Raw genomic sequence first — 21,294 nt, 5'->3', positions numbered from 1 at the left:
GGGTCCATCATGCCGTGTTCCCGGACGCTCGGCGCCGGGCGCCGTGGCGTCCCGGCGTCCGGTGCGCGCGTCCGTCCGGATCCCGACCACCGGAGCGAGCCCACGGCCGTCGCCCGCGGGCCGGTGCGCACCGGCGGAGGACAGAAAACGCACGGGGCGGTGGCTGATGTGGACGGGGGATCCTACCCTGGACGGAGGTCGAGCAGACGGCCGTGCGACAGACGGCATGCGACGAAGGATGCTCTCGTGGACCACAGACTCTCCGTTCTCGTGCAGGTCGACCTCGGCGGCGCCTACGTGCGCCTGGCCGTCACCGGTTGCCTGACCGAGGCCAACCAGCACGTCCTGTATCCGCTGGTGCGCCGGGCCCGGACGCTGATCCCCCCGGTGACCGTCAGCGTCGATCTCACCGCCGCCGACCACGTCGAGGCGATCGCGGTGGACCTGCTGCGCTGGGCCGTCGACCACGACGGGACCATGGGCGGCGCCGGAGCCGGGGCCGTGGAGCTGGTGGTCCCCGACGACCTGCCCGGTCACCGGTCCGCCCTGCCCCCGGTCGTGCGCCGGCTGGAGGCCTGGAGCCGGTGAGCAGGGCCTCAGGCCGCCCCTGAGCCGGGGGCGCACGGTCGCGGGGTGCCGGTCGAGGGCCGCGCTCCTCTTTCCCCGTCCGGCCCGGCACCGGCCCGCCGCGGTGGCCGCGGCCGGTCACCGGCGATCTCGTTGCGTGGCCGGGCTGGCCTAGAGTGGGGTCCGACCCCGCACGCCGTCGCACGGTCGGGAGAGCCGGTCCGGGCGGCCGCGGACCGCGCTACCGTGCAGCACGGCTCCGCCGCCCGCGTGGCCCGCGGGGGTCCGCGCCCCGTGTGCGTCCGCTCCTGCGCGCACCCACCCGAGAACTGAGGCCATGGTGAGCTCTTCCTCCACCGCCGTCACGTCCCGCGCCGGACGCTCGACGGTGCTGACCGGCCTGGCGTGGTTGCTGCTGGCGGGCGTGCTGGTGCGGTCCGTCTGGCTGGTTTTCGACGGCAGCATCGACCTGGACGTCTACCGGCTCGGCGGCATGGCCGTGGTGGACCGGCACGGGTTCGCCGACGAGCTCTACGGGCCCGGGCTGAGCCTGCACGACGACGGCGGACTGCCGTTCACCTACCCGCCGTTCGCGGCGCTGCTGTTCGTGCCGCTCGCCTACCTTCCCGAGTGGCTCACCGAGCTCGTCCTGGGGCTCACCTCGATCGGCATCGCCGCAGGGCTCTCCGCCGTGCTCCTGCGCCGGGCGGCCGCCCGCGGCCGCCCGCTGCCGCTGCAGAACCTGCTGGGCCCGGCCACCGCCGTGGCCGCCGGCACCGCGGTGCTGCTGTGGTCGGGGCCCTGGATGCGCAACATCGGTCTGGGGCAGATCAACGCGCTGCTCCTCGCCCTGGTGCTCTACGACCTGCTGCGCACCCGCGACGACACCCTTCTGGGCCGGATCCCCCGCGGGTTCTGGATCGGGCTGGCCGCCGGGGTCAAGCTGACGCCCCTGGCCTTCGGGCTGGTGTTCCTGGTGCGCGGACAGCTGCGGCCGATCCTCACGATGGGCCTGACGTTCGGCGCGACCGTGCTGCTCGGGTTCCTGGTGCTGCCGCGGGACGCGGTCGTGTTCTGGACCGAGGCCGTGGTCAGCGACGAACGCGTCGGCAACACCGCGTACGTCGACAACACCTCGCTGCAGGGGGTGCTCCTCCACCTCGGCGTCCCCGGAGAGGTGGAACCCCTGCTCCGCTGGGCGCTGGTCCTCGCCATGGTCGTGGGCGTCGCCCTGCTGATCCGGGTCCTCGCGGCCCGGGGCATGATCCTCTCCGTGGTCGCGGTCAACGCCCTCGTCATGCTCTACATGTCCCCGGTCACCTGGTCCCACCACCACCTGTGGTGGGGGCTCGTGTTCACGGCGCTGTGGGTCGAGGCGTGGCCGGCGTTCCTCCGGGACGGCCCGCGCCGGCTCGCCCTGGTGCTGGGCGGGGTCGCCCTCGTGGGCCTGTACGTGGGGCCGATCCGCTGGGACGCGTGGCTGCGGCCCCTGGGGGTCCCCGGCCCGGCGATCGACCTCGTGGCCGCCCTGTCCTATCTCGCGCTGTTCCTGCTCCTGGCCCTGTGGGTGGTCACCGGGCTGCGGGCCGGGACCCGGGGCGCCGGCGACGCGGGCCGTGGCTGAGCCCGGCTCCTGGGCCGGCTACGACCGCGGCAGCCCGGGCTACCGCAGGGTGCTGCTGGCCCTGCTGTGCGCCGGGGTGGCGACGTTCGCGCAGCTCTACTCCGTGCAGGGCGTGCTGCCGCTCATGGCCACGGACCTCGGGATCGATGCCGCGGAGGCGTCCCTGGGCGTCTCCGCCGCGACCCTCGGCCTCGCCGTGGGCGTCCTGCCGTGGTCCGTGGTCTCCGACCGGTGGGGCCGGCTGCGGACCATGGTGATGGCCGTGGTGTCCGCCACTGCCCTGGGGCTCGTCATGCCCCTGGCGCCGAGCTTCGAGGCCGTGGTGGCGCTGCGCTTCGCGGAGGGCGTCGCCCTGGGCGGGATCCCCGCCGTGGCCATGGCCTATCTCGCGGAGGAGCTCGACCGCCGGCACGCAGCCGTGGCCGCCGGCACCTACGTGGCGGGCACGAGCCTGGGCGGACTCGCCGGGCGCATCATCGCCGCACCCGTGGGCGACGCGTTCGGCTGGCGGACCGGCACGATCACCGTGAGTGTGCTCGCCGCGCTCGCCGCGGTGGTGTTCGTCCTGATCGCCCCGCGCCAGCGGGGCTTCGTGCGCCAGACCGTCCGGCTCACCGGACCGGCCGGACTGCTGGGGCGTCTGCGCGCCAACCTCGCGGACCGCGGCCTGGTGGTGCTCTACCTGCAGGGCTTCCTGCTCATGGGCGGGTTCGTGGCGATCTACAACTATCTGGGCTTCCACCTCGGCGAGGAGCCGTTCGGGGTCTCCCAGACCGTGGTGAGCCTCCTCTTCCTCGCCTATCTCTCGGGCACCTGGTCCTCCGGGACCGCAGGACGGATCGCGGCGGCCCACGGGCGCCGGGTGGTCCTGGTGAGCAGCGGAGTCGTCATGCTCGCCGGGCTGCTGGCCACGCTCGTCCCGTCGATCCCCGTGGTCGTGGTGGGGCTGCTGCTGTTCACCGCAGGATTCTTCGCCGCGCACGCCGTGGCCTCCGGGTGGGTGCCGGTGCGCTCCCGCACCGGCAAGGCGCAGGCCTCGTCCCTCTACACGCTCTTCTACTACGCCGGCTCGTCCGTGCTGGGCACGGCCGGCGGTTTCTTCTACACGGCCACCGGCTGGTCGGGGGCGGTCGGTTTCGTGGCGGCCCTCGTGGTCCTCGCCGTGCTCCTGGTCCTCACGGTCCTGCGCGAGCCCGAGCCGGCCTGACCGCGCCCGCCGGAGGAGCGGTGCTCAGTCCTCGGCGCCGCCCCACTGCAGGGGAAGCACCTCGAAGGAGCTCGCGAGCGGCACTCCGAGCCGCTCGCCCACGGCGGCGGCGTTGCCCCGCAGGAAGGCGTCCGGGTCGAAGTCGGTCCAGCCGAGGCCGTCGAGGTAGGCGCTGTGGGCCCGCAGGGACTCCACGCCGGCGTCGAAGGTCTCCGTGACGTCCGCCGCGTGCCGGGCGTCGGGGGAGGCCGCCGCCCACACCGCCAGCACGTCGGGCCACGGCTGCAGGCCGGCCTCGATCTGCTCGGGGAAGACCCACCGGTTGCCGGCGTCCCGCACGGCGTCCAGGGTGGCGCGGCCCGTGGCGATGTGGTCGGCCTGGTTCAGGTTGGTGGCGTTGTCCCAGGTGTCCCGGAAGTTGTTGGTGATCACCACGTCCGGGCGGTGCCGGCGGACCACCTCGGCGATCCGCCGCCGCAGCGCCACCCCGTACTCGAGCACCCCGTCCGGCTGGTGCAGGAACTCCACCTGCGCCACGCCGACGATCCGGCACGACTCCCGCTGCTCCGCCTCCCGCAGGGGGCCGCACTGCTGCGGCTCGAGCCCGTCGATGCCGGCCTCCCCGCTGGTGACGAGGCAGTAGACCACGTCCTTGCCCTGTCCGGTCCAGCGGGCCACGGCCGCGGCGGCGCCGAACTCCATGTCGTCCGGGTGCGCGACCACCACCAGGGCCCGCTGCCAGTTCTCGTCGACGTGCGTGAGCGGAGTCTCAGTCATGGTCCCCATCATGGCCCCGGTCGCGGGGACCGGCAACGACGGCCCGGTCGATGTCGACGTGCGCGGGAGGCGTGCGGTCCCGGACCGCGCCCACGAGCTGCCACAGCGCGTAGCAGAACAGGGACGCGGCGACGAGCACGACCCCGCCGCGCTTCTGCTCCGCGTCCAGCAGCGTGGCGGCGTAGCCGGCCCAGGGCACGTGGTACCTCACCAGGCCGCGCAGCTGGTCGGCGGTGACCGGTTCGGCGTCCGGGACGGCGTTGGCGTCGCCCCGGGTCGTGAAGCTGCGCCGTCCCTCGCCGTCCACCGCCACGCCCACGATCCGGTGGGTGACGAGGGTGGGGTCGTCCGGGCGGGGCATGAACGTCACGACGTCCCCGGTGCTCAGCCCCGCGGCGTCGTCCTCGCCCTCGAGGGGTGCGACGACGACCTGGCTGCCGGTCGGGACGGTCGGTTCCATCGAGCCGGAGAGCACCGTCAGGGGCACCCATCCCAGCGCGAGCGGAACGACGACGACGGCGAGCAGCAGCGCGGCCACCGCGGCCAGGAGGGCCGCCAGCAGCGGGTGGAGGGCCGTGCGGAGCGCGGTGGTCATGACGGGAGTCCTCCGCAGATGATGCGGCGGCTCTCGCCGGGGCTCTTGATCTTCCAGGCGTAGGGACTGTCCACGTGGGTGCTGTCGCCCGTGGCGAGGACGGCCCGGACGAGGACCTCGTGGTCCTGGCCGGGGGAGTGCATCGTGCTCGGAAGATCGGCTGCGGTGAGCCAGGCCTCCCTCGCGCTGCTGTCCCGCACGGTCAGCACCAGGGTGGGCGCCCCGGTGCTGCCCACGGGCCGCACCCGGATCTGCCACGCGGTGACGGCAGGAGCGCCGTCGGGCCAGGTCCACCGGAGCAGCGCGCCGCTCGTGTCCGCACCGCACCGCCCGGGATCCGTCGCCCCCGGCCGGGCGGGAGCCGTCGTGGCCGGCGGGTCCGCAGGCGTCTGCTCCTCGGCCGGCGGGTCCGCGGGCGGCGGCTCCACCGTGAACGGCACCGTCCAGGAACGGCTCGTCGACCAGGTGCCGTCCCCGAGGGAGGCGGCCTCCAGCCGGGTGACCGCCTGCAGCCGCAGGCCGGCGAGGGGGAGCAGCGCCTCCTCGGCGACGTCCTCGGTCGAGACCGTCAGGCACAGCCCGGCGGGCCGGTCCCGCTCGAGGGGTGCCCGGGTCTCCCCGAGGACGGCCACCGGGCCGGACCCGCCCGGGGCGACGGCGGTCCACGCCTCAGGTGCGTCCGCTTCGCCGCAGTCCGTGCCGGTGCGGTAGGTGAAGCGCATCCCCGCCGGCGTGGTCACCGGCTCGCCGGCGGTGCCGGTCAGGGAGACGTGCAGCGGCCGGTACCCGACACCGAACCCCGAGGTGTTGGACAAGGTCGCCGAGCTCCCGGCGCCGACGACGTCGAAGCCGATCCGGCCCGCGGTCATGGCGGGAACCTCGGCCTGTGCGGTGGTGGACCAGCGGGCGTGGGTCCCGCCGTTCGGGGTGGTGAGCACGATGACGCCCAGCAGGACGAGGACGCCGAGCACGTAGGCCGTGGGGGTGCGGTACTGGCTCATGGGAACTCCTGGGGGATCAGTTCTGGGTGAGGGCCACGGCGAGGAGGCCCGGGGCGACCGTCGCGCCCTGGACGGAGGGGTCGGGAGAGACGTCGTACGAGACGGTGATGTCGTAGACCGCACCGTCGTGGGCCGCGGTCACGGTCCAGGAGGACGGTCCGGGACCGGGCAGGGGCGGTTCCGCGCCGGGGGCCGGCGCCAGCTCCACGCGCGGGACCACCGCGCTGCCGGCCGGCACGCCGGGATCGACCGAGAGGGTCGCGGTGAGGTTCGTGCCCTCGACGTCGAGGACCGCGCGGGTCGTGACGACCACGGTGTCGCCGGGTGCCAGCGCGGGAAGGGCGTCCGCCGGGCCGGTCAGTGCGGTGGTCCCGCGGAGGACGGCGCCGGTGGACGGGTCGAGATCGGTGTGCTGGAGGGTCGTCCTGGCGGGCTCCAGCGCCACGTCGAGGGCGCCGGTGCCGACGGACCGCGTCTCGAGCGGGGCCGCGTCGGACCAGCGGGCGGCCGTCCCGAGGCCGTTGCCGAGCAGGGTCAGGGCCAGCAGCGAGGCCGCGGCGGCGGCGAGGGCGCGGCCGGCGGCCGAGGGGCGGGGGCGGTGGGAGCGCGTCATGGGAGCCTCTGGGGGTGAGACGGGTGGGACGGGGTGTGCGAGGGGCGGAGCGGCCCGGTGCGGCGTCGCCGCCGCACCGGGGTCTCGCGCGGCGGGTCAGAGGCTCTGGTCGAGCACCAGGTCGAAGCCCTTCAGGGCCTGGGCCGGGATGTTCTGTCCCTGCTGGTCGGTGACGCTGTCGGCCTTCCACGTGAAGGCCGCGGTCACGTCGACCGTGGTGTTGTCGTCCGCCTCGGTGACGTCGTGGACCTTGTCGCCGTTCGTGTCTTGGAGGCCGCGGACCTCCAGGTCGTGGTCGACGTACGTGCCGAGGACGGGCTCGAGGTTCGCCGGCAGGTCCAGGGCCAGGGTGCCCCTGAGGTTGTCGCCCTCCGCCTGGATGGTCGGGGAGACCTTCAGCTTGACGGTGTCGCCGGGAACGACCTGGTAGGTGTCGATGTCGATGGGCCTGTCGGCGCCGTCGGTCCAGGTGGCACCCTCCGCCAGGGCGAGGCTCAGCTCGCCGGTGGAGACGGTGTCGTCGGAGGCGACGGCCTCGGAGTCGGACCACTTGGAGAAGGTGCCGCCGCCGGCAGCGAGCAGGCCGAGGGCCACGGCGCCGGCCAGGACGGCCTTGCCGGCCCGCCGGTTCCGGCCGGCCGGCGCGGTGGACTCGGACAGGGGGTTCTGCGATGCAGCGTTCATGGTTCCGCCTTCGAGCGAGAGAGGGGTGAGGGGAGAGCGAGGGTGTCGTGCCGGGCATCCGGTGAGGAGTCCGCGGAGGCGGCGGGCAGCCGGTCCCCTCCGGGTCACGGGGGACGGGGTGCCCGGCGCGACGGCCGCGCCTCGGCGCGCCGGCCCGGGAGCCGCAGTGGATCGCCCGGGGAGTCCGCCGGCAGCCCCTGCCGCGGAATCCCCTTGACACGTCAACTCTAGACAAAAGTCTATGAATTCGAACAGGCTTTTCCTGTCCCCACTTCACCTGACGTTACTTGTCGGTAATCGCTGCGTTTCGGCGGCCTCCCGGGGCGCGCCTAGGATGCCGGGGAGGGCTCCCCGCCGGTGGGGCCGGGACCGGAGGACCGCCATGACCCGAGCTTCCCAGCGCCGCCGCGTGCACCGGTACACCGCCGACGGCGACGCGTCCGGGCGGGCGGACACCCTGGCCGGCGAGGAACCCCTGGAGATCCGTCTCGACGGCAGCCCGTTCACGGTCACCATGCGCACGCCCGGCCACGACTTCGACCTCGTGGCCGGTTTCCTCGTCTCCGAGGGCGTGGTGCGCGCGCCGTCCGAGATCGTGCAGATGGACTACCGCAGCGGCATCGGCCCGGACGGGCAGCGGACCTACAACGTGGTGGAGGTGCGGCTCGCGCCCGGCGTCGCGCTGCCCGACACCTCGATGGAGCGGCACGTCTACACGTCGTCGTCGTGCGGGGTCTGCGGGACGGCCTCCATCGAGGCCGTCACCAAGGTCTCGTCCTACGACCCGGCCGGGGACCCGGCCCGGCTCCCCGTGCCCGCCGTCCTGGCCCTGCCGGACCGGCTGCGCACCGGGCAGAAGCTGTTCGCCACGACCGGGGGCGTCCACGCCGCGGGTCTCTTCCGCTTCCCGGACGGCTACGCCGGGCCCGACGGCGGCGGCGTCGAGCCCGAGCTGCTGTGCGTGCGCGAGGACGTGGGCCGGCACAACGCCGTGGACAAGGTGGTGGGCTGGGCCCTGCGCGAGGGTCTCCTGCCCCTGCGCTCCACGGTGCTGCAGGTCTCGGGCCGCGCCTCGTTCGAACTGGTGCAGAAGGCGTACATGGCCGGCGTCCCGGCGCTCGCGGCCGTCTCGGCGCCGTCGGCCCTCGCCGTGGACCTCGCGGAGCGGACGGGCGTCACGCTGCTCGGCTTCAGCCGGGGGAGCTCCTTCAACGCCTACGCCCACCGGGAGCGCCTCGTCCCCTGAGTGCGCGGGGAGGGTCGCGGCGCTGGTTACGATGGGGTCATGAAGCCCTTCCTGCTGCTCGCCACCCGCGCCGAGGACGACGTCGCGGACGAGGAGTACGAGACCATCTGCCGCTTCAGCGGCCTGCAGGAGAGCAGCCTCCACCGGGTCCGGCTGGAGGCCGGGCCCATGCCGCCGATCGACCTCGAGCGCTACTCCGGGGTCGTCATCGGCGGCTCCCCGTTCAACTCCTCGGACCCGCCGCAGCTGAAGTCCGAGGTGCAGCGGCGGGCCGAGTCCGAGATGCGGGACCTGCTCGACGAGGTCGTCGCCCGGGACTTCCCCTTCCTCGGCGCCTGCTACGGCGTCGGCACCCTCGGCACGCACCAGGGCGGGGTCGTGGACCGCACCCGGGGCGAGGGGATCGGCGTGGTCGAGGTCACCCTCACCGAGGAGGGGCGGCGGGACCCGCTGCTCCGGCAGTTCCCGCCCGCGTTCCACGGCTTCGTGGGGCACAAGGAGGGCACGCGCACGCTCGCCCCCGCCGCCGTCCTCCTGGCCACCGGCACGGACTGCCCCGTCCAGATGTTCCGGATCAAGCAGAACCTCTACGCGACCCAGTTCCACCCCGAGCTCGACGCCCCCGCGCTGCTGAACCGGATCGAGGCGTACAAGGAGCACGGGTACTTCCCGGTCGCCGAGGCCGAGGACGTCAAGGACCGCATCCGCACGGGACCGCCCGTGACGGAGCCCGAGAAGATCCTCGCCGCGTTCGTGGACCGCTACGCGCGCTGAGTCCCCGGCGCCCGGGGACCCGCGCCCCCGAACTGTCGCGTGTCCGGAAGCAGCCGGCTGCGGATACCGTGGGAGGTATGACCATGCGCGCCGCCCCCTGGAGGCAGGGACCCCTCGACGACCACAGCCCGTCCCCCGGTCCCCGCCTCCTGCCGTACCACCGGCTCGGCCACGCCGACCCCGAGCACCGGTGGTGGAAGCCGCTCGTGGAGCTGCTGCTCTTCGGGTCCTTCTACCTGGTGCTGACCATCGTCTTCGGCATCGTGTGGGCCGTGGGGATCGTGGCCGTGCGCGGCGAGGAGGCCCTGGACGAGGTCTTCCTCAAGGGCACGGAGCTGGACATCATGGACCCGGCGATCTTCTTCATGCTGTTCTTCTCCCTCGTCCTCATGATCCCGGCGCTCCTCACGGCCCGGACCATCATGGGCCCCCGGCCCGTCGGGCTGCTGCTGTCCGTGACGGGGCGGCTGCGCTGGGGCTTCCTCGGCCGGTGCCTCCTCGTGGCCCTGGTGATCTACGCGGTGGGCCACGCGGCCGCCGCCCTCCTGGAGTACTCGCTGCTCGGGACGCTGACCGCCCCGCAGCCGGTGGACGGCTTCTGGTGGCTGATCGCGATGATCGTGCTCGTGGTCCCGCTGCAGTGCGCGGCGGAGGAGTTCGTCTTCCGGGGCTACCTGCTGCAGACCGTGGGCCGCTGGCTGCGCCGTCCCGTGTTCGCGATCCTGCTGCCCGTGCCCCTGTTCACGTTCGGGCACCTGTACGACACCTGGGGACTGCTGGCGGTCGCGGTCATGGCGGTCGTCGCCGGCTATCTGACCTGGCGCACCGGCGGGCTCGAGGCGGCGATCGCCCTGCACGTGGTCAACAACGTGATCGCGACGCTCTTCGGTGCCCTCGGCCTGGCCGACCCCGACGCCGAGGAGTCGTCCTGGGTGGCCCTGGCCATCTCGGCGGGCATGCAGCTGCTCTTCGCGTGGCTCGTGGTCCGCGGCGCGGGCCGGCGCGGCGTCGAGGTGACCCGGACCGTGCACCCGCCGCGGCCGCCCCTCCTCCTCGTGCCCGGCGCCGGGCCGCACGGGCACGCCGGGGGCGGACCCGTCCGGACGGGCCCCGAGCCCGCTGCCTGGGTGTGCCCCGGCCCGCCGGCCTGCCCCGGCCACTGGGCGGAGCAGGCGCCCGGACCCGCGCCCCAGACCCTTTCGTAGACTGACCGCATGGAACCGCGCACCGCAGTCGACCCCCCGTCCGCCGCCGAGGACCTCGGCCGCTACGTGATGGAGTCGCCGAGCTCCTTCCACGCCGCGCACGCCGCCGCCGCACGCCTCGACGAGGCTGGCTTCGTCCGCCTCGACGAGACGGAGGACTGGACCCGGAGCGGCGTCCGCGGGCGGCGCTACGTGCTCCGCGACGGGGCGGTCATCGCGTGGGCCACGCCCGCGGAGGTCCCGCCGGCGGCCGGGTTCCGGATCCTCGGCGCGCACACCGACTCGCCGGGCTTCAAGCTCAAGCCCAGGCCCACCAGCACGGCCCACACCTGGCACCAGGCCGGGGTCGAGACCTACGGCGGGGCGCTGCTGAACTCGTGGCTGGACCGCGAGCTGCGCCTGGCGGGCCGGCTCGTGGTCCGGGGCGCGGACGGCGCCCCGGTCGAGCACCTCAGCGCGACCGGCCCCGTGGCCCGCATCCCGCAGCTCGCCGTCCACCTGGACCGCGACGCCAACAAGGGCCTGCAGCTCGACCGCCAGCAGCACGTGCAGCCGATCTGGGGCGTGGGGCAGCCGGAGGACGCGGACGTCCTCGCACTGCTGGCCGAGCACGCGGACGGCGGACCCGTGGACCCCGCCCGGATCGTCGGCTACGACGTGGTGCTGGCGGACTCGCAGCCACCCGCCGTGTTCGGGCACGGCGGGACGCTGTTCGCCTCCGGGCGGCTGGACAACCTGTCCTCCGTGCACGCCGGACTGAGCGCCCTCGCCCGGGAGGCGGAGGCGGTCGAGCAGGGCCGGCACATCGCGGTGCTCGCCGCGTTCGACCACGAGGAGATCGGCTCGCGCACCCGTTCCGGCGCCGCGGGGCCGTTCCTCGAGGACGTGCTGGTGCGCATCGCCGAGGGCCTGGACCGCACGGCCGCCGAGCACCGCCGCTCCCTGGCCGGTTCCGTGTGCCTGTCCGCCGACGCCGGGCACCTGGTGCACCCCAACTACCAGGGCCACCACGACCCCGTGAACCGGCCGGTGCCCGGGGCGGGCCCGCTGCTGAAGATCAACGCGGACCAGCACTACGCCACGGACGCCGTGGGCGCCGGGATCTGGGCCGAGGCCTGCGAGCGCGCCGGCGTGGGCTACCAGGAGTTCGTCTCCAACAACCGGGTGCCGTGCGGGTCCACGATCGGTCCCATCACCGCCGCCCGGCTGGGCGTGCGCACGATCGACGTCGGCATCGGCCTGCTGTCGATGCACTCCGCCCGGGAGCTGTGCCACGTGGACGACGTCGCGGCCCTCGGCGCCGCCGCAGGGGCTTTCTTCACCGCCTGACGCGCTGCGGGGCCGCGCCGTCCGGACACGGCGAGGGGCCGCGGCCCCCCGGCGCGCGCACGGCGCTCCGACGGGCGGCGGCCCCTCGCGGCAGGGACGGGCTCAGCCGGCGACGGCGCCGACCGCGACCCGCTCGGCCGGGAACTGCGGCATGGCGATGTCGGCCATCCGGGCGAGCACCCGCACGACCTGGCAGGAGTAGCCGAACTCGTTGTCGTACCAGACGTAGAGCACCAGCGAGCTGCCGTTGACGATCGTCGCAAGACCGTCGACGACGCCCGCGCGGCGGGAGCCCACGAAGTCGGTGGAAACGATCTCGGGGGAGTCGGTGTAGTCGATCTGCTTGCGCAGGGACGAGTTCAGCGAGATGTCCTTCAGGTACTGGTTGACCGCGTCCTCGGACTCCGGGGCCTGCTCGAGCTGCAGGTTCAGGATGGCCATGGACACGTCCGGGGTGGGGACGCGGATCGCGTTGCCCGTGAGCTTCCCGGCCATCTCCGGCAGGGCCTTGGCCACGGCCTTCGCCGCGCCGGTCTCGGTGATGACCATGTTCAGGGCGGCGGAGCGGCCCCGGCGGTCGCCCTTGTGCCAGTTGTCGATGAGGTTCTGGTCGTTGGTGTAGGAGTGGACCGTCTCGACGTGGCCCTGCGTGATGCCGTACTTGTCGTGGAGCACCTTCACGACCGGGGTGATCGCGTTGGTGGTGCAGGACGCGGCGGACAGGATGGTGTCCTCCGCGGTGATGACGTGGTCGTTGACCCCGCACACGATGTTCTTCAGATCGCCCTTGCCCGGCGCCGTGAGCAGCACCTTGGCCACGCCCTTGGACTGCAGGTGCTTGGACAGGCCGGCCTCGTCGCGCCACGCGCCCGTGTTGTCCACGACGATCGCGTTGTCGATGCCGTGCTCGGTGTAGTCGATCTCGGTGGGGTCGTTCGCGTAGATGAACTTGATGGCCACCCCGTTGGCCGTGATGACGTTGTTCTCCTCGTCGACGTGGATGGTCCCGTCGAACTTGCCGTGCACGGAGTCGCGGCGCAGGAGGGAGGCGCGCTTGACCAGGTCGTTGCCCGGCTTCTTGCGCACCACGACGGCGCGCAGGTTCAGGCCGGTGCCGTCGTTGCGGTTGATCAGGATGCGGGCGAGCAGGCGGCCGATGCGGCCGAACCCGTAGAGCACCACGTCCTGGGACTCCGGGGAGTTCTGGTCCCTGCGGTCCACCACGGGGGCGAGCTCCTCGCGCAGGAACGCCTCGAGGTCCTGGTCCGACTCGTGGGCGAGCCGGTTGAGCTTGCCGAGGTCCACCGCGCAGGTGCCGAGGTTCAGCCCGGACATGGCCTCGAGCAGGCGGGTCGTGTCCTCCAGGGGCAGCTCCTCGCCGTCGATGCGGCGGGCGAAGCGGTGCGCCTTGATGATCTCGGTGACGGACTTGTGCACCAGGGAGCGGCCGTAGACCGTCGGCACGACCTTGTTCTCGCGGTGCAGACGTCCGACCAGGGGAACGATGCCCTCCGCGAGTGCCTCGCGGTCGGCCCAGCTTTCGGGAGTGCTCAAGAATGACTCTCTTCCTCGGCCGGGGACGTCATCGTGTCCGGCCGTGACGTGCCGCGCCTCGTTGCGCGGTCGGATGCGCGCGCCGCTGCGGTTCGCGCAGGGTGCCGCCCACCATTCTACGGGCACGGGGCGCGGGCGGGGCTCCCGTTACACGCGTGCCGGACCGGTCCGGCACCGGGGGCGGCGGGAGCGGTGGGTGCTACCGTGAGGGCATGCTGACGGTGATCGGTGAAGCGCTCGTCGACGTGGTGTCGAAGCACGGCCAGGAGCCCCGCGCGCACGCCGGGGGGAGCCCCATGAACGTGGCCGTGGGCCTGGCCCGGCTCGGCCACGAGGTCCAGTTCCTGGGCCGCTACGGCGAGGACGAGTACGGCACGCAGGTCGAGGCACACCTGCGGGACAACGGCGTCCTCCTGCCCTTCGAGGCCGACGCGCGGCCCACGTCCGTGGCGGCGGCCGTCATCGGGGACGACGGCGCCGCGACCTACGACTTCCAGCTGGACTGGTCCCTGGACCTCACGGACGAGCAGCTGGGCGAGCTGCTCCGGGACACCACCCTGCTGCACGTGGGCTCGATCGGCGCGATGCTGGAGCCCGGCGCCTCGAGGGTCCTGCACGCCGTGGAGCAGGCCCACCGCTCGGCCCTGATCTCCTACGACCCCAACTGCCGTCCGTCCATCATCCCCGACTCCTCGGAGGCGCGGGCGCGGGCCGAGCAGCTCGTGGCCCTCGCCGACATCGTGAAGGCCTCGGACGAGGACCTCCTGTGGCTGTACCCCCACCGCAGCGTCGAGGAGAGCGCCGGCGCCTGGCTCAAGGCCGGGGCGGAGCTCGTCGTCGTCACCCGGGGGCCCCTGGGTCCTTGGGCCCGCACCCGGGCCACCGGTCCGCGCGGGGTGCAGGTGCCCGCCGCCCGCACCACCGTGGTGGACACCGTGGGGGCCGGCGACTCCTTCATGGCGGCGCTGCTCGCCTGGCTCACCGACCACGGCTACACGGGCGCCCAGGCCCGCGAGCGGATCGACAACCTCGACGAGGAGCAGGTCGGCGAGCTGCTGCGCCACGCCGCCTCGGCGGCCGGCGTCACGGTCTCCCGCGCCGGCGCCGACCTGCCCCGCAAGGACGAGCTGCCCGCCCCCTGAGCGGCCCGTCCCCGAGCCGCTCCCGACCCGATCTCCACCCCGATCCGAACCCGATCTCCACCCCGACCCGAAGGAGAGCCCGTGCCCGACCGCGACCCGTACGCAGACCTGCCCGACCTGCCGAGCTTCATCCTCACCTCCGAGGACATCTCCGACGGCGGGCCGCTCGCCCAGGCCCAGCTCTCGGGCATCATGGGCGCCGGCGGCCAGGACGTGTCCCCGCAGCTGAGCTGGTCCGGTGCCCCGGAGGGCACGAAGAGCTACGTGGTCACGGTCTTCGACCCGGACGCCCCCACCCCCAGCGGCTTCTGGCACTGGTGCCTGTCCAACATTCCCGCCGACGTCACCTCCCTCGAGCGCGGCGCGGCGTCGGACCCGCCGGCCGGGGCGGTCAAGCACCGCAACGACGGCGGCACCGACGAGTACGTGGGGGCGGCCCCGCCCCCCGGCCACGGCCCGCACCGCTACATCGTGTGCGTGACCGCGGTGGGCGAGGAGCAGATCGACGTCGACGAGAGCGCCAGCCCCGCCGTCGTCAACTTCCAGCTGTTCAGCTCCGGGATCGCCCGGGCCTGCCTCACCGGGACGCACGAGGCGTAGGTGGCAGAACACCCGTGAGCCCGACTCCGGAGGTCCCCGGGGCGGCGGTGCCGATCAGGATGATCGCCAGCGACCTCGACGGCACCGTCCTGGGGCACGACTTCCGCTTCCGCCCGCGCACCGTCGACGCGATCCGGGCTGCCCAGGACAGCGGCATCCACGTGGTGTTCGTGACGGGCCGGCCCATGCGCTGGCTCGACCCGCTGCGCGAGCAGCTCGGCCACGAGGGCGTGGTGATCTGCTCGAACGGGGCGGTGGTCTACGACCTCAGCGCCGACCTGGTCGTGGAGTCGAGCCTGTTCCCGGCCCGGGACGCCTTCGCGGTCATGGACGAGATCGCGGCCGGGCACCCCGGCACGCTGTTCGCGGCGGAGACGCTCGAGGGCGTCTTCACGGACCGGGGGTGGGCGCGCACCGACCGGATGGAGATCGGCGCCCCCCTGATCGGGGCGCTGCGGGAACGGGTGCCCGAGGGCCAGGGGCTCGTGAAGTTCCTGGCCAAGCTGGACACCGCCGACCCGCAGGAGTACTTCCGGGCGCTCGCCGAGCTCGTGGCGGGCAGGCTGTCCGTGACGCACTCCGTGGCGGCCGCCCCGCTCGTGGAGATGGGCCAGAAGGGTCTCACCAAGGCGCGCACCCTCGAGCAGTACGCGGCCGAGCTCGGCATCCGCCCGCACGAGGTGATGGCCTTCGGCGACATGCCCAACGACCTCGAGATGCTCACGTGGGCCGCCCACGGGTACGCGATGGCGAGCGGGCACCCGGCGGTCGCGCGAGCCGTCGGCCGCGTGGCCCCGCCCTTCGAGGAGGACGGGGTCGCCCAGGTGATCGAGGCGCTGCTGCGCCGGGGGCGACCTGGTGCGTCATGGGCGGGACAATCCGCTACCGCGGGGTAACAATAGGAGGGTGACCCCTCCAGCGCGCAGGCGCGACACCCCCGCAGCCCTGGCCCACCGCGGTTTCTGCCGGGACGGGGCCGAGAACACCCTCGACTCCTTCCGCGCGGCCCGGGATCTCGGCTACGAGTGGATCGAGACCGACGTCAACACCACGGCCGACGGCGTGGTCCTGTCCTTCCACGACGAGACCCTCGACCGCGTCACCGGCGGCAGCGGGAAGGTCTCCGCGCTGACCTGGGCGCAGATCAGCACCGAGCGCGTCGCCGGTGCGGGGTGCATCCCGCGGTTCGCCGACCTGCTGACGGAGCTCCCCGAGCTGAAGTTCAACGTGGACGTCAAGGACGAGGCGTCGGTGACGGCCCTGCCGGCGCTGCTCCACGAGCTCGGCGCCGTGGACCGGGTGCGGGTGACCTCCTTCTCCGAGAGCCGCCGCCGGCGCACGCTGCGGCGGATCCGCGAGCTCGACGGCCGGAGCGTGCCCACGTCCTCCGGCAAGGAGGGGATGCGCCTGCTGCTCGTGTGCTCGTGGCTGGGCGGGCCCAGCTGGCGTCTCGCCCGGCGGGCGGCCGCCCGGTGGATCGAGCCGTTCGACACCGTGCAGATCCCCCGCCGCTACCGGCTGCGGGGCGGGGCGGAGATCCAGCTCGTGACCCCTCGCTTCGTGGACTTCGCGCACCGGCACGGCATCGACGTGCACGTGTGGACCGTCAACGAGACGGCCGAGATGGCGCGGCTGCTCGAGCTCGGGGTGGACGGCATCGTCACCGACCGGGCGGACCTGCTCGCCGCGCTGCTGGCGCAGCGGGGACAGTGGCCGCCCGCGGGCGTGTGAGCCATGACACGGCGGCCCGCCCCGTGGCAGGGTGGGGACCATGACCGACACCGCCAAGACCGGCACCGCCAAGACCGGCACCGCGCAGCACGTCCGGACCGAGGTCCGCGACGGCACCGGGCACATCGTGCTCGACCGGACCCGTCAGCTCAACGCGCTGACCGCGCAGATGTACCGCGACCTCAAGGCCGCGCTCGACGCGTGGCGGGACGACGACGCCGTGCGCCACGTGCTCGTCACGTCCGCCTCGCCCAAGGCGTTCTGCGCCGGCGGCGACATCCGGGAGGTGCGGGACGCGGTCCTCGCCGGGCGGATCGAGGACGCCACACAGGTCTTCGCCACGGAGTACGCCCTCGACTGCCTGATCGCGAACTACCCCAAGCCGTACGTGGTGCTCATGAACGGCATCTGCATGGGTGGCGGCATGGGCATCTCGGTGCACGGCTCCCACCGCGTGGTGGGGCCCTCGACGGTCATGGCGATGCCCGAGACGAAGATCGGGTTCTTCACCGACATCGGTGCCTCCTGGTTCCTGCCGCGCGTCTCCCGGCCGGACCGCCGCGGCGAGCCGGGCGCGGCGGTGGGCCGCTGGCTCGCCCTCGGCGGGCAGCGGGTCGGCGGCGCGGACGCCGTCGCCCTGGGCCTGGCCGACGTCCTCGTGGCGGACGAGGACTTCGAGGCGCTCGCCGGGGCCGTGGTGGAGGAGGGGCCGGTGGACGCGCTGGCCCGCTTCGCCCGCGAGCCCGAGCCGTCCTCCGTGGTGGCGCAGTGGGAGCAGATCGAGGAGCGCTACGGCGCCCCGACCCTCGAGGAGATCGTCGCCGCCGCGCCGGAGGACCTCGCGGGGATGAGCCCGTCCTCGCTGGTGCGCACCTTCGAGTTGCTCGAGCGCGGGGCGGCCGACGACAGCGTGCGCTCCTGTCTCGAGCGGGAGCTGCGCCTCGCCGCGGACACGATCGCGCGCCCCGACTTCGCCGAGGGCGTGCGGGCGGTCCTCGTGGACAAGGACAACGCGCCGGCCTGGGAGCACGCCTCCGTCACGGACGTCGACGTCGCGGCGGTCCGGGCCGTGCTCGACGAGAAGCTGCCGCTGCCCCTCTGACCCGGCAGCACCGCCCCGGACCGCTCAGCGGCGGCGGGACGACGGGTGCTTCCCGTTGTCGCTGACCACCACGAGGGAGGGTTCCCCGCCGCCACCGGTGCCGGTGGGCCGGTCCACGAAGCGGTGGTAGCCGAGGTACAGCACCACGAGCAGCGCCACGGTGACCACGCCGAACGTGGCGAGGGTGTCCTGCGAGAACAGGCTGCGCACCACGCTGTGCAGCAGCGTGAACAGGCCGCCGAGCAGGATGCCCTGGGCGAGCACCGGCCTGCGCCGCTCCACGGCCAGGCTCACGGCGAGGAGCACGACCGAGGCGACCAGGGTCACCACGCCCACGTCGCGGCTGTGGCGCAGGACCTCGTCCTCCCACGCCTCGCGCTCCCGGTCGTACCTCACCCACTGCTGCTGCTCCTCCGGAGTGAGCTCCCGCGTCTCCTGGGCCAGGGCGATGGACCGGGGCGGCACCGGCTCCTCCGGCCCGGGGTGGACCGTGGCGACGCCGAGACCCACGAACAGGGCCAGCAGCGTCCCCAGGAAGAACGTGTAGACAGTCCGCACGGTCCTGCCTCCCGCGCGGTCCTCCGAACGGTCCTGCATGCGGCGTGCTCCGTTTCCCCCGCCCGGGCGGGACGTCCGACCGGGGCGACCGGGGTCGCCGGCGGCCGCCGGGGCGTGCTCGCATTATGGGTCGCGCCCGCTCCGTTGTCCACGGCCGTCACCTGGCCCGAGGGCCTTCCACCGGGTTCCCCACCTGCCTACGCTGGAGTCCTCAGCAGCGGCCCGCGGGACCCGAGGGCGTGTGCGGAGCACAGGAGCACCGGAGAGACGGTGGGCCGCGCGCCCGCCGGAGAGGCGGTGGGGGCCATGGTGGTCTTCCAGGACAGGGTCGAGGCCGGGCGGCAGCTGGGAAAGCGCCTGAGGTCCCTGCGCGGACAGGACGTGGTGGTGCTGGGGCTGCCCCGCGGCGGGGTGCCCGTGGCCCACGAGGTGGCCCGGATCCTGGACGCGCCGCTGGACGTCATCGTGGTGCGCAAGCTGGGGGTCCCCTCCCAGCCCGAGCTGGCCATGGGGGCCATCGGGGAGGAGGGCGCCCGCGTGCTCGACGAGCGGACCCTGCAGTACTTCGGGGTGACGGACGCGCAGCTCGAGCAGATCGAGGCGCGGGAGCGGGCCGTGCTCGAGGCCCGGACGGCGCGCTTCCGGGAGGGCCGGGAACGGGTCGACCTCACCGGACGGATCGCCCTGGTCGTCGACGACGGCATCGCCACCGGCTCCACGGCGCGAGTGGCCTGCCGGATCGCGCGCCAGCTGGGCGCCGCTCGGGTGGTGCTGGCCGTTCCGGTGGCCCCGCAGGATGCGCTGAGCCGGGTCGTCGAGGCTGACGAGGTCATCTGTCTCGCGACCCCGCCGTACTTCACGGCCGTCGGCTACCACTACCGGGACTTCTCCGCCACGGAGGACGACGAGGTGGTGGCCCTGCTCGACGCCGCCCGGCGCCGCCACCAGCCGGAGCTGCCCGGGCCGTCCCGGACGGGGCAGGCGCCGCACGGCTGGCCGGTCGACGCAGACGTGCGCATCCCGGCCGGGGAGGAAGAGCTCGAGGCGCACCTGCACCTGCCGGGGCCAGGCGCCGGCGTGGTGGTCTTCGCCCACGGCAGCGGCAGCAGCCGGTACAGCCCGCGGAACCAGTACGTGGCCTCAGTGCTGCAGCAGGCGGGGCTCGGCACCCTGCTGCTGGACCTGCTGACCCCCGGGGAGGAGACGGACCGCGGCAACGTCTTCGACATCGGCCTGCTCGCCGAGCGGCTGCTCCTGGCCACGGCGTGGCTGCGCGCGCAGCCCGGTTCCGCGGCGTCCCCGGTCGGGTACTTCGGGGCGAGCACCGGCGCCGGCGCGGCTCTGTGGGCCGCGGCCGAGCCCGGCGCGTCGATCGCCGCAGTGGTCTCCCGCGGAGGCCGCCCCGACCTCGCGGACGAACGGCTGCGCTCGGTGCAGGCGCCCACCCTGCTGATCGTGGGCAGCGAGGACTTCGAGGTGCTCGGCCTCAACCGGTGGGCGCAGGAGTCGATGCGCTGTCCCACCCGGCTGGCGGTCGTGGAGGGCGCCACGCACCTCTTCGAGGAGCCCGGCACGCTCGCCGAGGCCGCCGGCCTGGCCCGGGACTGGTTCCTCGGCCACCTCCACCCGGCCGGGGAGCCCGGCGACGGGACGCCCCGGTGAGCCCCCGCGGGCGTGGGCCGTCCCGGGAGGCAGAGGTCCTCGCGGAGATCCGCTCGCTCGCGCAGCCGCTGGCGGGGGCGCAGGACCTCGATCCGCTCGTCGAGCGCTGCGCCGGCGCCCGGTTCGTGTGCGTGGGCGAGGCGTCCCACGGCACCCACGAGTACTACCGGTGGCGGGCCCTGCTCAGCCGCCGGCTGATCGAGGAGCACGGCTTCACCTGGATCGGGGTCGAGGGGGACTGGCCGGACTGCTGGCGGCTCAACCGGTGGGTGCGCGGCGAGGCGGACCAGGACCTCGACGCCCACGGTGTGCTCGCGGGCTTCGAGCGCTGGCCCACGTGGATGTGGGCGAACGAGGAGGTCGCGGAGTTCCTCGACTGGCTCCGGGCGGAGAACGCCCGCCGGGCCGGCCGGGACCAGGTGGGCTTCTACGGCCTCGACGTCTACTCGCTGTGGGACTCGTTGCGTGAGATCATCGGCTGGCTCGAGACGAACGCGCCCGAGGCCCTGCCCGCCGCGCTGCAGGCGTGGCAGTGCTTCGTCCCGTTCCACGAGGACCCGCACCGGTACGCGCGGCGCACGCGCATCGTGCCCGAGAGCTGCGAGGCCGACGTCGTGGCCCTCCTGGCCGAGGTGCGCCGGCGCACCATGGACCGGACGGCCGGGGACCCCGCCGCGTTCGACGCCGCCCTCAACGCCATGGTCGCGGTCGACGCCGAGCGCTACTACCGCACGATGGTCCGGGGCGACCGGCAGTCCTGGAACGTGCGGGACGAGCACATGGCGGCCACGGCCGACCTGCTCTCCCGCCACCACGGGCCCAGGGCCAAGGGCCTGGTGTGGGAGCACAACTCCCACGTGGGGGACGCCAGGGCCACCGACATGTTCGACGCCGGGCTGGTCAACGTGGGCCAGCTGCTGCGGGAGCGCCACGCCGCGCACGAGGTGGTGCTCGTGGGCCTCGCCTCCTGGGCCGGCACGGTGGTCGCGGCGGAGTCGTGGGGCGCGGCCGAGGAGGTCGTCGCCGTCCCGGAGGCCCGTCCCGGCAGCCACGAGGACCTCCTGCACCGAGCCCTGGGAGAGGCCGCGGTGCTCGTCTTCGGCCGCGACCGCTCCGGGCCCTGGCTCTCGGGGAGGTACGGCCACCGGGCCATCGGAGTCGTCTACCACCCGTGGCGCGAGGCCGGCAACTACGTGCCCACCCGCATGGGGGAGCGCTACGACGCCCTGCTCTGGTTCGCGGTCACCGCCGCGCTGCGGCCCCTGCACCACGAGGGCCCGCCCGAGGAGCCCGAGCTGGAGACCGAGCCCACGGGGTTCTGAC

General features: G+C 74.0%; 21 protein-coding genes. 14 read left to right on the top strand and 7 right to left on the bottom strand.

The features are described from left to right. Positions 1-246 precede the first annotated feature (246 nt). The 3 genes from ACH9D2_RS08505 to ACH9D2_RS08495 all read left to right on the top strand — a co-directional run bounded on the left by ACH9D2_RS08505 (position 247) and on the right by ACH9D2_RS08495 (position 3,398). Complete coding sequence (locus ACH9D2_RS08505; RefSeq protein WP_396362406.1) at positions 247-588, top strand: hypothetical protein; 342 nt, start codon at positions 247-249, stop codon at positions 586-588. A gap of 316 nt (positions 589-904) precedes the next feature. Then, a complete protein-coding gene (locus ACH9D2_RS08500) occupies positions 905-2,191 on the top strand; it encodes a glycosyltransferase 87 family protein (RefSeq protein WP_396362405.1) in 1,287 nt (428 codons plus the stop codon). Further along, the gene (locus ACH9D2_RS08495) at positions 2,184-3,398 is read left to right on the top strand and encodes an MFS transporter (RefSeq protein WP_396362404.1); all 1,215 of its coding nucleotides are present in this window, start codon (positions 2,184-2,186) and stop codon (positions 3,396-3,398) included. The genes ACH9D2_RS08500 and ACH9D2_RS08495 overlap by 8 nt, the downstream gene beginning before the upstream one ends. Before the next feature lie 24 nt (positions 3,399-3,422). On the opposite strand, the gene ACH9D2_RS08490 is transcribed toward ACH9D2_RS08495, so the two are convergent. The 5 genes from ACH9D2_RS08490 to ACH9D2_RS08470 all read right to left on the bottom strand — a co-directional run bounded on the left by ACH9D2_RS08490 (position 3,423) and on the right by ACH9D2_RS08470 (position 7,068). Then, a complete protein-coding gene (locus ACH9D2_RS08490; RefSeq protein ID WP_396362403.1) occupies positions 3,423-4,175 on the bottom strand; it encodes a PIG-L deacetylase family protein in 753 nt (250 codons plus the stop codon). Beyond that, complete coding sequence (locus ACH9D2_RS08485) at positions 4,168-4,770, bottom strand: signal peptidase I (RefSeq protein ID WP_396362402.1); 603 nt, start codon at positions 4,768-4,770, stop codon at positions 4,168-4,170. Before ACH9D2_RS08485 ends, ACH9D2_RS08490 begins: the two co-directional genes overlap by 8 nt. Continuing rightward, entirely contained in the window at positions 4,767-5,771 is a 1,005-nt protein-coding gene (locus tag ACH9D2_RS08480) for a hypothetical protein (protein ID WP_396362401.1), read from the bottom strand. Before ACH9D2_RS08480 ends, ACH9D2_RS08485 begins: the two co-directional genes overlap by 4 nt. Before the next feature lie 16 nt (positions 5,772-5,787). Next, positions 5,788-6,384 carry a hypothetical protein gene (locus ACH9D2_RS08475; RefSeq protein WP_396362400.1) on the bottom strand — a complete coding sequence of 199 codons (597 nt, stop codon included), beginning with the start codon at positions 6,382-6,384 and terminating at the stop codon, positions 5,788-5,790. A gap of 96 nt (positions 6,385-6,480) precedes the next feature. Beyond that, positions 6,481-7,068, bottom strand: a complete 588-nt coding sequence (locus ACH9D2_RS08470) for an alternate-type signal peptide domain-containing protein (RefSeq protein WP_396362399.1) — start codon at positions 7,066-7,068, stop codon at positions 6,481-6,483. A gap of 382 nt (positions 7,069-7,450) precedes the next feature. Between ACH9D2_RS08470 and fdhD the strand changes: the two genes are divergently transcribed. From fdhD to ACH9D2_RS08450, 4 genes are all read left to right on the top strand, one after another. Next, positions 7,451-8,314 carry a formate dehydrogenase accessory sulfurtransferase FdhD gene (gene fdhD / locus ACH9D2_RS08465; RefSeq protein ID WP_396362398.1) on the top strand — a complete coding sequence of 288 codons (864 nt, stop codon included), beginning with the start codon at positions 7,451-7,453 and terminating at the stop codon, positions 8,312-8,314. Positions 8,315-8,353: 39 nt separating this feature from the next. Then, on the top strand, positions 8,354-9,088 hold the full coding sequence (locus tag ACH9D2_RS08460) for a glutamine amidotransferase (RefSeq protein WP_396362397.1): 735 nt from the start codon (positions 8,354-8,356) through the stop codon (positions 9,086-9,088). A gap of 77 nt (positions 9,089-9,165) precedes the next feature. Next, entirely contained in the window at positions 9,166-10,293 is a 1,128-nt protein-coding gene (locus ACH9D2_RS08455) for a CPBP family glutamic-type intramembrane protease (RefSeq protein ID WP_396362396.1), read from the top strand. 9 nt (positions 10,294-10,302) lie between these two features. Then, the gene (locus ACH9D2_RS08450) at positions 10,303-11,622 is read left to right on the top strand and encodes a M18 family aminopeptidase (protein WP_396362395.1); all 1,320 of its coding nucleotides are present in this window, start codon (positions 10,303-10,305) and stop codon (positions 11,620-11,622) included. A gap of 102 nt (positions 11,623-11,724) precedes the next feature. Here ACH9D2_RS08450 and ACH9D2_RS08445 read toward each other — a convergent pair whose 3' ends face one another. Beyond that, positions 11,725-13,176, bottom strand: coding sequence for a glyceraldehyde-3-phosphate dehydrogenase (locus ACH9D2_RS08445; RefSeq protein ID WP_396362394.1), 1,452 nt, complete (start codon positions 13,174-13,176; stop codon positions 11,725-11,727). Between the two features lie 212 nt (positions 13,177-13,388). Between ACH9D2_RS08445 and ACH9D2_RS08440 the strand changes: the two genes are divergently transcribed. From ACH9D2_RS08440 to ACH9D2_RS08420, 5 genes are all read left to right on the top strand, one after another. Next, positions 13,389-14,318, top strand: coding sequence for a carbohydrate kinase family protein (locus ACH9D2_RS08440; protein WP_396362393.1), 930 nt, complete (start codon positions 13,389-13,391; stop codon positions 14,316-14,318). Between the two features lie 81 nt (positions 14,319-14,399). Next, on the top strand, positions 14,400-14,918 hold the full coding sequence (locus ACH9D2_RS08435) for a YbhB/YbcL family Raf kinase inhibitor-like protein (RefSeq protein ID WP_396362392.1): 519 nt from the start codon (positions 14,400-14,402) through the stop codon (positions 14,916-14,918). A gap of 14 nt (positions 14,919-14,932) precedes the next feature. Then, positions 14,933-15,814, top strand: a complete 882-nt coding sequence (locus ACH9D2_RS08430; protein WP_396362391.1) for an HAD family hydrolase — start codon at positions 14,933-14,935, stop codon at positions 15,812-15,814. Positions 15,815-15,824: 10 nt separating this feature from the next. Then, positions 15,825-16,649 carry a glycerophosphodiester phosphodiesterase family protein gene (locus tag ACH9D2_RS08425; RefSeq protein WP_396362390.1) on the top strand — a complete coding sequence of 275 codons (825 nt, stop codon included), beginning with the start codon at positions 15,825-15,827 and terminating at the stop codon, positions 16,647-16,649. Positions 16,650-16,689: 40 nt separating this feature from the next. Then, complete coding sequence (locus ACH9D2_RS08420; RefSeq protein ID WP_396362389.1) at positions 16,690-17,751, top strand: 3-hydroxyisobutyryl-CoA hydrolase; 1,062 nt, start codon at positions 16,690-16,692, stop codon at positions 17,749-17,751. A gap of 24 nt (positions 17,752-17,775) precedes the next feature. Here ACH9D2_RS08420 and ACH9D2_RS08415 read toward each other — a convergent pair whose 3' ends face one another. Then, positions 17,776-18,348 carry a hypothetical protein gene (locus ACH9D2_RS08415; protein ID WP_396362388.1) on the bottom strand — a complete coding sequence of 191 codons (573 nt, stop codon included), beginning with the start codon at positions 18,346-18,348 and terminating at the stop codon, positions 17,776-17,778. Between the two features lie 267 nt (positions 18,349-18,615). Between ACH9D2_RS08415 and ACH9D2_RS08410 the strand changes: the two genes are divergently transcribed. Next, positions 18,616-19,971 carry a phosphoribosyltransferase family protein gene (locus ACH9D2_RS08410; protein ID WP_396362429.1) on the top strand — a complete coding sequence of 452 codons (1,356 nt, stop codon included), beginning with the start codon at positions 18,616-18,618 and terminating at the stop codon, positions 19,969-19,971. Beyond that, the gene (locus tag ACH9D2_RS08405; RefSeq protein ID WP_396362387.1) at positions 19,968-21,293 is read left to right on the top strand and encodes an erythromycin esterase family protein; all 1,326 of its coding nucleotides are present in this window, start codon (positions 19,968-19,970) and stop codon (positions 21,291-21,293) included. The genes ACH9D2_RS08410 and ACH9D2_RS08405 overlap by 4 nt, the downstream gene beginning before the upstream one ends. The last annotated feature ends 1 nt before the right edge of the window (position 21,294 follow it).

Source organism: Kocuria rhizosphaericola, from assembly GCF_044462205.1.
GTDB lineage: Bacteria > Actinomycetota > Actinomycetes > Actinomycetales > Micrococcaceae > Kocuria > Kocuria rhizosphaericola.
Note: the sequence above shows the minus strand (reverse complement) of the source record. Positions and strands in the feature narration are given on the sequence as shown.